Source organism: Yinghuangia sp. YIM S09857, assembly GCF_051388915.1.
Classification (GTDB): domain Bacteria; phylum Actinomycetota; class Actinomycetes; order Streptomycetales; family Streptomycetaceae; genus Yinghuangia.
Map to the genome: position 1 here is coordinate 11,316 of NZ_JBPKBH010000009.1, position 12,220 is coordinate 23,535.

The 12,220-nt window shown below is 73.6% G+C and carries 10 protein-coding genes; 4 read left to right on the forward strand and 6 right to left on the reverse strand.

All coding sequences use genetic code 11. From position 1 onward, the window contains the following. Positions 1–125 precede the first annotated feature (125 nt). The gene (locus tag ACRX5S_RS20315; protein ID WP_436774419.1) at positions 126–1,289 is read left to right on the forward strand and encodes a hypothetical protein; all 1,164 of its coding nucleotides are present in this window, start codon (positions 126–128) and stop codon (positions 1,287–1,289) included. Positions 1,290–1,575: 286 nt separating this feature from the next. Next, positions 1,576–3,561 carry a hypothetical protein gene (locus ACRX5S_RS20320; protein WP_436774420.1) on the forward strand — a complete coding sequence of 662 codons (1,986 nt, stop codon included), beginning with the start codon at positions 1,576–1,578 and terminating at the stop codon, positions 3,559–3,561. A gap of 47 nt (positions 3,562–3,608) precedes the next feature. On the opposite strand, the gene egtD is transcribed toward ACRX5S_RS20320, so the two are convergent. The 5 genes from egtD to ACRX5S_RS20345 form a co-directional block, all read right to left on the reverse strand. Continuing rightward, complete coding sequence (gene egtD, locus ACRX5S_RS20325) at positions 3,609–4,538, reverse strand: L-histidine N(alpha)-methyltransferase (protein ID WP_436774677.1); 930 nt, start codon at positions 4,536–4,538, stop codon at positions 3,609–3,611. Between the two features lie 58 nt (positions 4,539–4,596). Next, a complete protein-coding gene (gene egtC / locus ACRX5S_RS20330) occupies positions 4,597–5,352 on the reverse strand; it encodes an ergothioneine biosynthesis protein EgtC (protein ID WP_436774421.1) in 756 nt (251 codons plus the stop codon). Continuing rightward, positions 5,352–6,647: an ergothioneine biosynthesis protein EgtB gene (gene egtB, locus ACRX5S_RS20335; protein WP_436774422.1), complete on the reverse strand. Its 1,296-nt coding sequence runs from the start codon at positions 6,645–6,647 to the stop codon at positions 5,352–5,354. The genes egtC and egtB overlap by 1 nt, the downstream gene beginning before the upstream one ends. Continuing rightward, positions 6,628–7,980 (reverse strand): ergothioneine biosynthesis glutamate--cysteine ligase EgtA, encoded by a 1,353-nt coding sequence (egtA, locus tag ACRX5S_RS20340; protein ID WP_436774423.1) that lies wholly within the window; start codon positions 7,978–7,980, stop codon positions 6,628–6,630. Before egtA ends, egtB begins: the two co-directional genes overlap by 20 nt. Positions 7,981–8,535: 555 nt before the next feature. Then, positions 8,536–9,072 carry a hypothetical protein gene (locus ACRX5S_RS20345; RefSeq protein ID WP_436774424.1) on the reverse strand — a complete coding sequence of 179 codons (537 nt, stop codon included), beginning with the start codon at positions 9,070–9,072 and terminating at the stop codon, positions 8,536–8,538. A 100-nt stretch (positions 9,073–9,172) separates the two neighbouring features. Between ACRX5S_RS20345 and ACRX5S_RS20350 the strand changes: the two genes are divergently transcribed. Both ACRX5S_RS20350 and ACRX5S_RS20355 read left to right on the forward strand, forming a co-directional pair. Further along, positions 9,173–9,850, forward strand: coding sequence for a response regulator transcription factor (locus tag ACRX5S_RS20350; protein ID WP_436774425.1), 678 nt, complete (start codon positions 9,173–9,175; stop codon positions 9,848–9,850). Then, entirely contained in the window at positions 9,847–11,217 is a 1,371-nt protein-coding gene (locus ACRX5S_RS20355; protein WP_436774426.1) for a sensor histidine kinase, read from the forward strand. Before ACRX5S_RS20350 ends, ACRX5S_RS20355 begins: the two co-directional genes overlap by 4 nt. Before the next feature lie 403 nt (positions 11,218–11,620). Here the strand turns inward: ACRX5S_RS20355 and ACRX5S_RS20360 are convergent, their stop codons facing one another. Further along, a complete protein-coding gene (locus tag ACRX5S_RS20360) occupies positions 11,621–12,103 on the reverse strand; it encodes an OsmC family protein (RefSeq protein WP_436774427.1) in 483 nt (160 codons plus the stop codon). Positions 12,104–12,220 lie beyond the last annotated feature (117 nt).

The following is a 12,220-nucleotide window of genomic DNA, read 5'->3' on the forward strand; positions in this document are numbered from 1 at the left end:
CTCGACCGGCTGCGGACGGTGCTCGGCGCCGATTTGGAACTGTTGGCGGCATCGTGCTGAGGGACCCCGGGATGCCGCCGCGAAACCGGGGTCGCCGGGATATCGAATGGAAGGACAGCGAGGACTTGACCGCGGAGGACCGCTTCGAGCGCGAGTTGGTCGAGGTGATGCGCGCGGCTGCGGACGACTTCGGCGGCCCGAGCCACGACCTCGTGCGCCGGTCGATCGAACGCGGCCGTCGGCAGCGACGGGTGCACAGGCTGCGCTGGTCGGGGACGCTGGTCGCGTTGTTCTGCCTGGTCGGGCTGGTCGTGGGCACCGCGTCCGGCGGTGTTCGGTGGTTCGGGGACGACGGGCCCGCACCTGTGGCCGCGCGGCCCGGTGTCGCGCGCGGTGACTGGACCGGAAACCTGCTCGCCAACCTGACCGCAGCCCTGCCGGGCAACGGCATGGTGTCCGACGGGGAGACGGCGTTCGCGGGCACCGGGCCCATGGTGCTGCGCGCGAGCGCGTTCGTCGCGGCCCGCTACACCAACACGATCGGCACGGCACGCGTCGAGGTCACGATCGCCCGGCTGCCGACCACCACCGCGTGGAACTTGCCGCAGGAGTGCGGGGGCAGTCTCGCGGACACCGGTTGCGTGGTCTCCCACGGGCTGGACGGCGGGACGCTGCGGACGTTCGCGATACCGAAGTTCCAATTCGCCACGTACACACGGCCCGACAGCACCCAGGTGCAGGTCAGGGCCGTCAACCCCGATTCCCCGGACGGCACGTCGCAACCCGTGCTGAGCACCGCGGAGATCGGGCAGACGGCCTCCAGCCCGATCTGGGACGACATCCGCTCCGCTCTGGCGCCGCCGCAGGTGCAGGTGGCGGGGCTACTCGCCGAGGCGGTCGGGTCGGCGGTCCGGGACGGAAGCGTCGAGCTCGTCGTCCCCGGTACGGCAACCGAAGTCCAGGCGCTCGTCCGCACCGGCTCGAACTCGACGATGATCCGGATCCGGGTGAAGCCGGTGCCCGAGAACGCGCTGCTGCTGTGCACGAGAGGCGGGTGCGAAGGCGGCCTCACCGTCAACGGTCTGCCCGCGAGGTACGACCCCTACTACGTCGAGGACGGCGTCTCCGTCCAGCAGGCCGTGACCGTGCTGCACCCGGACGGGCTCGAACTCACCGTGGAATCGGGGCTCGTGGGCCCGGCCGACGTCGCGAACGACGCGGTGCAGGGCGGCAGTCTGACACGCGAGCAGGTGGAGGCGATCGCGACGTCGCGGGTCTGGGACGCCTGACCGACAGGCTCGCACCGGCTCCTCCCCGTAACCCCACCGGATCGACCCCGGAAACCGGCACCTCACCCGCGACCCACCCGGGGGACACCCGCGACCCACCCGCGACCCACCCGCGACCCACCCGGGGGACACCCGGGGGACACCCGGAACCGGCACCTCGCTCGGCCCAAGCGGCGCATCACCCCCACCGACACGGGGCACCGTCCGGCGGTCGCCGGTCGGGCCGGGGCCCGGCACGCCCCGACGCAGCCCCATGCTGCCCGAAACATCCAGAAGGACTTGATTCGTGACCGTCAGCCCCACCCCAGCCACCCGGCCCCAGGAGGCTGCGGACGCGTCCGCGGACCCGGTCGGCGAGGCCACACGCAAGGCGCCGCAGGCTCCGCACGACACCGCGTCCGACGCGACGTCCGACGCCGCGCAGGGCATGTTGCACGACGAGTCGCGTACGGCGCCGCAGGCTACGTCCGACACCGCGTCCGACACCGCGTCCGACACCGCGTCCGACACCCCGCGGGGCGCGACGGGCGAGGATTCGCCTACCACGCCGCCACCTCCCGCCGACCGTGTCACGCGGGCCTGGAACGCCGCGGCGGTCGTCCTGCCCACCCTCGCCATCGCGGCCCTCGGCTGGCGCGACCGGGCGCTGACCGACGACGGCACGATCTTCCTGCGCACCGTCCGGCAGATCCTCGCCGGCAACGGTCCCGTCGTGAGCACCGGCGAACGCGTCGAGGCCAACACCAGCACGCTCTGGCAGTGGCTCCTCGTGCTCGTGGGCGCCGTCACCCCCGGCGACATCGGGTTCGCCGCGGTCGTCACCGGTCTGCTGCTCACCACCGCCGGGGTGGCCCTCGGCCTGGACGCCACCCGCCGCCTGCACCTCGACGGCGGGGCACGCCGTGTGGTGCCCGCCGGGGTACTGGTCCTCATCGGGCTGCCCGTCTACTGGGAGTTCGCCACCGCGGGCCTGGACACCGGGCTCGGCACATGCTGGCTGGGCGGGAGCTGGTGGCTGCTGGTCCGCACGTACCTGCGCCCCGGCGCCCGCGGACAGGTGTGGCACGCCGTGTGGTTCGGTCTCGGCTTCCTGGTCCGCCCCGACTTCGCGGTGATCAGCGCGGTTTTTTGCGCCGGACTGTGGCTGCTGCTGAGGCCGTCGCCGCGCCGCACCGCCGGGTACGCCGCCGCGGCCGCCGCGCTGCCGCTGGCGTACGAGATCTTCCGCGCCGGCTACTACGGCCTGCTGGTCCCCCTGCCCGCCCTGACCAAGGAAGCGGGAGAGGACAACACCGACCGCGGGCTGCGCTACGCGTGGGACCTCGTCGACCCGGTGGCGCTGTACGTCCCCGCCGCGCTGTTCGCGACCCTGCTCGTGACGTGGGCGGTGTCCCGCGTGCGCACCGACCGCCGCCGCCTCGCCCTCGTGCTGACGCCGATCGCCGCGGCCGCCGTCTCCACCGCGTACGTGGTCCGCGTCGGCGGCGACTACATGCAGGGCCGCATGCTCCTGCCCGCGCTCTTCCTCGCGCTGCTCCCCGGCCTGCTCCTGCCCGCGACCATGCGCCTCGGTGCGGTGGCCGCCGTCACCGCCGTCTGGGCGGTGGCCGTCGCCGGGCCGTGGAACGACGCCGCGCACAAGGCGGTGAACCGCGATCTCACGGCCCGCGTGCGGATCAGCGACATCGAGATCACCGGCTCCGCGAACGCGGACCGCACGAGCCGCTGGACCATCGCGTTCCCGGGCCTCAAGGCCGCGTTGGCCGCGGGCCTGGCAGCGGACCACCCCGTGCTCGTCCGGCTCGATCCCGCCGGAGGACCGCCGCTCCTGCTGCCGCTCGCGCCCGTGCACGGGGACAGCCGGGTCTCCTTCCCGGGCGGATACCTGGGCGTGGTGGGCGCGTTGGTGCCGCTCGACGCGTACATCATCGAGTTCTGGGGGCTCGCCAACACGGTCGGCGCGCACATGGAGCCCGCGCCCGGAGGCCTGTGGCCGGGCCACCAGAAGCCACTGGACGACGTCTGGCTGCTCGCCCTGGAACTCCACCCGTCGGTGACCTACGTCCCCGAGATGCCGGGCGTCTCCGCGGAGGCCCTGGCCGCCGCACGCCGCGCGCTGGCCTGCGGCGACCTCAGGGAACTCCTGGAGTCGGTACGCGAGCCCATGAGCCTGTCGCGCTTCCTCGACAACCTCACCGGCGCGTACGACCGCACGAAACTTCGCATCCCGCGCGAACCCTTCGCCGCGCAACGGAAGTTCTGTGCGCCGTAGCGGTGCCGCCCGGGGACCGCAGGCAAGTTCCGTGCACGGCAGCCGAGTTACACCGGGATCGCGAGGGCCAGGCCGAACCGGTTTTCGGCGTCCGTCCACCAGCGCGCCACCGAGAAGCCCGCCCGCTCCAACTCCATCGCGAGCCCGGAGGCGCGGAACTTCGCGGAGATCTCGGTGCGCATCTCCTCGCCGTCCGCGAACTCCACCACCAGATCGAGGTCGCGCACCTTCACGGTCTGCGCGCCGCGCGAGCGCAGCCGCATCTCGATCCACTCGTCCCGGTCGTTCCACAGCGCCACGTGCTCGAAGCGCTCGACGTCGAAGTCCGCGTCGAGTTCGCGGTTGACGACGCGCAGCACGTTGCGGTTGAACTCGGCGGTGACGCCCTGCGCGTCGTCGTACGCACGGACCAGGACGCCGGTGTCCTTCACCAGGTCGGCGCCCAGCAACAGACCGTCGCCCGGCCGGAGTTGGGCGCGGACGTCGGCGAGGAACACGGCCCGCTCGTCCGGCGTCAGGTTGCCGAGCGTGCCGCCGAGGAACACGACGAGGCGGGGCCCGGGTTCGTCCGGGATGCCGAGGTGCGCGTCGAAGTCGGACACCACCGCGTCCACGGTGAGGCCGGGGTAGTCGGCGAGCAGCGCGCCGCCCGCCGCGCGCAGGGCCGGCTCGCTGACGTCGACGGGCACGTACCGCTCCAACGTGCCGGTGTCGCGCAGCGCGTCGAGCAGCAGGCGGGTCTTCTCCGAGGAACCCGAGCCGAGTTCGACAAGGGTGTGCGCCGGCAGCGTGGCCGCGACGTCGGCCGCGTGGCGGTGCAGGATCTCGCGTTCCGCGCGCGTCGGGTAGTACTCGTCGAGGCGCGTGATCTCCTCGAACAGCTCGCTGCCGCGCCCGTCGTAGAACCACTTGGGCGGCAGCCACTTCGGCTCCGCCGTCAGCCCGAGCGACACGTCGCGCCGCAGCGCGTCGGCCATGTAGCCCTCGGGCAGGTGTCCGCGCACGCTGAGCCTGGTCGTTCCGGTCACGGGTCAGTCAGCTCCTGTCCGCCATCGCGTGGGTTATCGGGTGCAGGTGCACGGCTTCCCGAGTGGCCGTCACGAGCGTGCGGTCGGGGACTTCGGTCCAGTCCCCGGCCTCGTCGGGCTCGGAGGCGACCACGACGCCTCCGGGCAGCTTGCGGTGGAAGAGGGTGTCGCCGAAGGCGGTCGCCGTGATCGTGCGGCCGTCCGTCAGCAGGATGTTGAAGCGGCCGTCGCCGTGCGCCGCGGCCTGCGCCACGACCGCCGCGGCGGCCCGTCCGGCGGGCTCACCGTCCGCGAGGCGGCGGCGCAGCAGGGCCCACAGCAGCGCCGAGTCGCAGCGCGACTCCAGGGCGAGCAGGTCCGCGGGCGGCAGCGTGGCGGCCAGCGCACCCAGCCCCTCCGGCCAGGCGTCGAGGCGCCCGTTGTGGCTGAACAGGTGGATGCCGTCGGTGTAGGGCGCCGCCGCGTCCTCGCCCTGGCCGGTGCCCGGGGTCGCGGACCGGACCGCCGCCAGCAGCGCGGTGGTCCGCGTCACCCGGGCCACGTCCGCGAACGACGGGTCGGCCCAGATCGGCACCGCGCGGCGGTAGCGGGCGGGGACGGGGTCGCCCGCCGCGTACCAGCCGACGCCGAACCCGTCCGCGTTGACCGTCCCGTGCCGCTGGCGGCGCGGCGCCCACGACTGCTCGTGGAGCCCGTGCGGCGGTGCGACGACGACCTCGTGGATGCTCGTCTCCGCGCCGAGGTACGCGAGGTGACGGCACATCAGTGGGGCTCCGCGTCGCGGGCGGTCCGGAAGCCCGCGAAGATCTGGCGGCGCTGCGGGTAGTCCCAGTTGCGGAACGTGCCGCGGCAGGCGACCGCGTCGGTGCCGAACGAACCGCCGCGCAGCACCTTGTGGTCGGAGCCGAAGAAGACCTCGGAGTACTCGCGGTACGGCCACGCGGCGAAGCCGGGATAGCCGCCGAAGTCCGAGGAGGTCCACTCCCACACGTCGCCGAGCATCTGCCGCACGCCGTACGCCGACGCGCCGGCCGGGTAGGCCCCGGCGGCCGCCGGGCGCAGGTGGCGCTGGCCCAAGTTGGCGTGCTCCGCGGTCGGTTCGTCGTCGCCCCACGGGTAGGTGCGCGAGAGGCCGGTCGCGGGGTCGTGCCGCGCGGCCTTCTCCCACTCGGCCTCGGTGGGCAGGCGGCGTCCCGCCCAGCGCGCGTACGCGTCGGCTTCAAACCACGAGACGTGCACCACCGGTTCGCCCGGCGGTACGGCCTCCAGCACGCCGAAGCGCCGCCGCAGCCAGGTGTCGCCGTCGCGCAACCAGAACGCGGGGGCCTCCAGTTCGTCCTTCACCCGGTGCTCCCAGCCCTCCGGGGACCACAGGCGCGGGTCGTCGTAGCCGCCGTCTGCCATGAAGCGCTGGTAGTCCCCGCAGGTCACCGGAGTCGTGTCGAGGGCGAACGCGCCGACGTGCACGGCGTGCGCAGGCCGCTCGTTGTCCAGCGACCACGGGTGTGTGGACGTGCCCATCGTGAACGTGCCTGCCGGGACGACGACTTCGGCGGGCGGCAGGTCCACCGCCGGGGGCGGGTCCGGCGCGTCGATGACGGGCGCCCCGGCGCGGAGCTGATGGGTCGCCAGCATCGTTTCGTCGTGCTGCTGTTCGTGCTGGGCGATCATGCCGAACGCGAAGGCGTCGCGGGTGAGCGGGTCGTCGGCGGGAGCCCGGTCGAGCAGATCGAGGACGCGTCCGCGCACATCATGGGCGTACGTGCGGGCCTCGGCCGGGCCCAGCAGCGGGAGTTGGGGGCGGGTCGAGCGGGGGTGGCGGAACGCGTCGTACAGGTCGTCGATCTCCGGGCGCATCGGCTCCTGCCCGCCGACCGCGCGCAGCAGCCAGATCTCCTCCTGACTCGCGATGTGCGCGAGGTCCCAGACGAGCGGCGACATCAACGGCGAGTGCTGGCGCACCAGATCGGCGTCGTCGACGGCGTCGGTGAGGCCGGTCGTACGGGCTCGGGCGCGGTCGAGCGCCTGCCAGGCGGCCTCAGCGGACGGTCGCGGCATCACGGATCCCCTCGCGCGCGGCGGCCGCCGGCAGGTCGTCGCCGGGCGCGCGTCCCCGGTCGGTGTAGCGGTAGGCGAACTCCACGGCATCCGTGAACACCTGCGGCGAAACACCCATTCCCGGCAGCGCGTCCAGGGCGGCGGCCATCAGCGAGCGGGCCGTCTCGCGCAGCAGCGGCTCGGCGAGCCCGAAGCGGGCCGCGCGCAACCACCACGCGTAGGGCGGCGCGGCGGCCGCCGAGCGGGCCAATTGCTCGGTGTGCTCCCAGGCGCGCGCCGACGCGGTCGGGTCGTCGAGCAGGGCGGTGGTCACCGCCAGGGCCACGGCCCAGCCGTCGTCGGGCTGCGCGTCGAGCATGCGCAGTTCGAGGTGCGTGCCGTGCGCGCGGATGGGCGGGAACAGCGTGGAGATGTGCAGGTCGAGGTCGGCCGCGGTGGGCGCGGGGTCGAGCGCGCCGCGGGTCCAGTCGCGGAAGGTCATGCCGTCGGGGATCACCCAGTCGGCCGGTTCCTCGCGGCGCACGCACATCACCGGCGCGTCCATGACGTAGCGCGACCAGGACTCGCGCGGATCGCAGTCGGCGCCGTGCTCGGGGGGACGGGTGCGCCAGGCGTCCAGGCGCGACCACGCGAGCTGGCGGGTGGACGCCCAGCCGGTGGACCGGCCGCCGTGGTGCGGCGAATTGGCGAACATGGCGAGCAGCACGGGGCCGATGCGGTGGGCCAGCGCCCAGCGGTGCCGGATTCCGGCGGAGCCGGGGGAGTCGTCGCCGGGGTCCACGCAGACCTGGATCGACGCGGTGCTGCACATCATGATGCGGCCCCAGTGGCCGGAGCGGTCGAAGTAGCGCTCCATGGCGACGTAGCGCGGGTGCTGGAGGGCGCGGTGCGGGGCGCGGTACGCGTCGACGCCGGCGCCGGCCAGGACCAGTCCGGCTTCCGCGGCGGTGTCGCGCAGCAGGGCGACGTCCAGGCGGGCGGCCTCGATGCAGCGGTCGAGCGAGGGCTGCGGAGAGGAGCTGAGCTCGATCTGCCCGCCGGGTTCGAGGCTGATGCGCCCACCGCCGGGCATCGGGCCGGGTTCCAGCGCGGTGCTGATCCGCTCACCGGTGACCGGCCACGCGGGGTCGGACTCGTCGCGTACCAGCCACTCGATCTCGACCCCCACCCGCGTCGGCGGCCCGACCCGGAAGGACGCCTCGGCGGCATGGCTCTCGGCCTCGTACTCACTGAGCGGCCGATCGTCCGGCGCCCGCGAGTCGGCCGGAGCCCCGCCGGATATCCGGGAGGGCAGGTCGGGTCCGCCGCGTGCGTCTACGTGGGCCTGGGACATCTGCCGCCTCCTGGGAGGAAAGAGTCGATCGGAACACGATCCAGGAGCCGCCTACCCGTTGCCCAGACCCCGCATGCTTACCAGATTCGGACATATGTCCGAACGCCAGATGAGGCCCCGGTGTCCCCCAACCCGGCATACCTATGACCGGACCCCGCTCCCATCCCCCAAACGGCCGCACGGAGTGAACGACAAGACCGCCCAAGTCACCACACGTCCCACACCCGCACGGGGAGGCCGCCCCGGCAGACGATGTGCTGCGGGGTCGTCGAAGGACGGCGGCTCGCCTGCGCGATCCGGGGTCCCTGCTTGCGGGCTCCGCCGGTACGTCGGGCCTGGTCGGGGCGGCCGCCGCCGGAACGGGTCCTCGACGGACCGTACGAGGACCTGCTCCGGCGGCGGCGCCCAACGTTCCGGTCAGCCGGCCTTCGGCAGCACCTCCAGACTTTCGAGATAGGGCGCGGGCCCTGTCATCTGCGTCGTCGGCGCAACCGTGTACCGGCCGCTGGCGAGGCCCCATTCGTAGTTGCCGCGGATCCAGTNCTCCCAGGCGGGTCAGGATTCGTAGGTTTCGGCCAGTGGGGGGTGGTCGTTCCAGGTCACGAAGACCGACGATGTGCGGCCGCCTCGGGTGAAGTCGACTCTCAGCCAGCGGTCGCCGGGCCAGACCTTGACGGCCCAGCCGGAGTCGGGAGTGGCGGCTATCAGAGAGGCGGAGTCGGGGCGGAAGGTGAAGGAGGCCCAGCCGCCCTTGACCTCGAAGCTGCGGGTCTGGTCGGGGGGCGAGGGGGTGGGGGAGGCGGTGGGGCGGCTCGACGCGGGAGGTGCGGGAGGTGCCGGATGCGCGGGAGATGCCGGAGGCGGGGGCTTGGTTGTGGAGGGAGGGGCGGGGAGCGAGGTTGCGGAGATGGTGGGGTTGTCGGCGGCCGGGTCGGGCGCGGGACCGCGCACGGTGTCGGCGGCGAGCGCCGGGGCGCGCGGCGGTTCGAAAACGGTGTCGCGCAGCACCGTGCGCACCGCGTACCACGACAGGGCCACGGCGGCGGCCGTCACCGCCAGCCAGGCCGTCACCCGGGTCGTCGCTCGTCGCACGGGGCCATCCTGCCGTGCCGCTACGCACCGGTACGGGCCGGTTCCGGAATTCGGACGTACCGTCCCGCGCCGGGAGGACCTGACGATACGGTTTCGGCCCATGGCACAGGTGCTCGTGGTCGAGGACGACCAGTTCGTACGCTCGGCGCTGATCCGCTACCTCTCGCAGGAGGCACACGGCGTCCGGAGCGTCGGCACCGCGCTCGAAGCGCTGCGCGAGGTCGCCCGGCACCCGTTCGACGTCGTCATCCTCGACCTCGGCCTGCCCGACCTCGACGGCAGCGAGGCCCTCAAGATGCTGCGCGGCATATCGGACGTCCCGGTCATCATCGCCACGGCCCGCGACGACGAGGCCGAGATCGTGCGGCTGCTCAACGCCGGCGCCGACGACTACGTGACGAAGCCGTTCTCCGGGGAGCACCTGGGGGCGCGCATGTCCGCCGTGCTCCGGCGCGCACGCGGGCGCTCCACCGGCGACGCGCTCCGGACCGGCGGGCTGCACATCGACGTCCGCCGCCGCGAGGCCGAGCTCGACGGCACCCCGCTCAACCTGACGCGGCGCGAATTCGACCTGCTTGCCTTCCTGGCGTCGCGCGCGGGGACCGTGGTGCCGCGCCGGGAGATCCTCGCCGAGGTCTGGGGCCAGGCGTACGGCGACGACCAGACCATCGACGTGCACCTGTCGTGGCTGCGCCGCAAGCTCGGCGAGACCGCCCGGCAGCCCCGCTACCTGCACACCGTGCGTGGGGTGGGGGTCAAGTTGGAGGCGCCCGCGTGAGAGGGACCCTGGTCCGCGTCGCCCTCGCGGTGACGACCATGGTCGCGCTCGCGTTCCTGATACCCCTCGGCCTGGTCGTCCGCGAGATCGCCCGCGACCGGGCGTTCTCCGACGCCGAACGCCAGGCCGCCGCCCTCCAGCCCGCGCTGGTCATCACCACCGACCGGTCCGCTCTGGAACGCGCGCTGGCCAGCGTCCCGGCCGGTGCCGACGGGCGCATGGCGGTGCACCTGCCCGACGGCGGTGTGCTCGGCGCCCCGCGGGCCGCCCCGAACGCGCTCCAGAAGGCGCGCGACCGGGCGCAGGCGTTCCGCGTTCACACCAAGGGCGGCTGGTCGCTGCTGCAACCCGTCGCGCTGGAGCACGGCCGGGTGACGGTGATCGAGGTCTTCGTACCCGAGGGCGACACCTCGCGCGGGGTCGGCACCGCGTGGCTGGTGCTCACCGGGGTGGCCGTCCTGCTGGTGAGCGGTTCGCTGGTGGTCGCCGACCGCCTCGGTGCGCGGGTCGTACGCTCCGCCAAGAGCCTGGCCGGCGCCGCCGGAACGCTCGGCGGCGGTGACCTGACGGTGCGCATAACCCCCGAGGGCCCCACCGAACTGCGGGACGCGGCAGCCGCGTTCAACAGCATGGCGGACCGCGTCGAGAAGCTGATGACCGCGGAGCGCGAGCTCGCCGCCGACCTGTCCCACCGGCTGCGCACGCCGTTGACCGCGCTGCGCCTGAACGCGGCGTCGCTGGGCGACAGTTCGGTGGCCGACCAGACGCGCGACGCGGTCGCCCAGCTGGAGCGCGAGGTCGACCGCCTCATCCTGGCCGCGCGGCGGCAGACGACCGTCGCGGAGCCGGTCGGCAGCGACATCGCCGAAGTGGTGCGCGACCGCATCGCGTTCTGGTCCGCGCTGGCCGAGGACGAGGACCGCGACTGGCGGCTCGACGGCGCCGAGGAGGCCCGCGGACCGGTACGCGTGCCCGTCCCGCGCGCCGAACTCGCCGCCGCCGTCGACGCGATGCTCGGCAACGTCTTCCGACACACCGCCGAGGGCACGCCGTTCGCCGTCACCCTGCACGTGGGCGGTCCGGCCGCCGGGGACACCGTGATCCTGCTGGTCGCCGACGGCGGCCCCGGCATCAGCGACCCGGAGGCGGCGCTGCGGCGCGGCCACGGGGACGGGGGTGAGGGCTCCACCGGGCTCGGCCTGGACATCGTGCGCCGGGTCGCGGAGTCCAGCGGCGGCGAAGTGCGGCTGGAGCGCTCGGTGCTGGGCGGCGCGCAGGTCTCGGTGCGGTTCGGTGCCGGAAATGCCCCGGTATCGCGCCGTGGGCGCCGGGCGCGCAAGGGCCGCCGGACAGCCGATGCGCGCTGAACGCCACCGCAATTCGTCCTGACGGGCCCTTGACGGAAGGGGCGGGAAGGGCGGAGTGCGCCCATTCGTCACCTCATCCGGCTTAAGCCTTCCTTAAATCGGCCGGATCAGGTGTTCAACGGGCGCGGATCTCGTTAACGTTGCACCGCAGGCCGACCCGGAAGACATAGGGGCTCCCCCCCTCCGGCGGCCGAGGCTCGACCCAACCCCCCAGGGTCTGTGCCATCAAGGGGACTTGTTTCCCCTTGGCGCGGGCGTACCCACCCCCACCCGGTACGCCCGCGCCCCTTATTCTCCGGCCCGCCGCCCAGGCAAAGAGACATGTGGCCCGCGCGCGGCATCCCGCCCGGGCTTGCCCGGGGCCGTCCCCGTCCGCCGCCCCGGGCCCGCGGCACGCCCCGCGTCAGACCGCGGCGTTCGTCGTCGGCTCGTTGCGCACCGGGAAGTTCACCGACCGCGCGATGAAGCACTTGGCGTGCGCCGTCTCGTGCAGCGCCTCCGCCTTCGCCGCCATCGAGGCGTCCGCGACGGTGACCGTCGGCCGCAGCACGACCTCGGTGAACTGCCCCGCCCCGTCGGCCTCGGTGACCATCAGCCCCTCGGCCCGGTCGGAGTACGCCGTCACCACCACGCCCGCCTGGGCCGCCAGCGCCAGGAACCACAGCATGTGGCACTCGCTCAGCGACGCGACGAGAAGGTCCTCGGGGTTCCACCGGGCCGCGTCGCCACGGAACCCGGGGTCCGCCGAACCGAGCAGTGTGGGTTTTCCGGGAATGCGCACGTCGTGGTCGCGGCTGTACCCGCGGTAAGTGGCGGTCCCGTCGCCGGTGTTCCCGGTCCACTCGACCTCGACGCTGTAGCGGTGTTCGGGGGAGTGCGGTGCCATCGGTGGCCTCCTGGTCGCTGCGTTCGGCGGAACTCGGTAGTGGGGACAACAGACCGACAGGTCTACGCCATTCCGCCCGAGCGCGGTAGCGCGGGGCGTGCCACGCTGGAGAACAGG

Bases quoted from the DNA above. Each gene is read 5' to 3' on its own strand.
- ACRX5S_RS20350 (WP_436774425.1), top strand. From the start codon at position 9,173: ATGGCACAGGTGCTCGTGGTCGAGGACGACCAGTTCGTACGCTCGGCG.
- egtC (WP_436774421.1), bottom strand. From the start codon at position 5,352: ATGTGCCGTCACCTCGCGTACCTCGGCGCGGAGACGAGCATCCACGAG.
- ACRX5S_RS20360 (WP_436774427.1), bottom strand. From the start codon at position 12,103: ATGGCACCGCACTCCCCCGAACACCGCTACAGCGTCGAGGTCGAGTGG.
- egtA (WP_436774423.1), bottom strand. From the start codon at position 7,980: ATGTCCCAGGCCCACGTAGACGCACGCGGCGGACCCGACCTGCCCTCC.
- egtB (WP_436774422.1), bottom strand. From the start codon at position 6,647: ATGCCGCGACCGTCCGCTGAGGCCGCCTGGCAGGCGCTCGACCGCGCC.
- egtD (WP_436774677.1), bottom strand. From the start codon at position 4,538: ATGGCCGACGCGCTGCGGCGCGACGTGTCGCTCGGGCTGACGGCGGAG.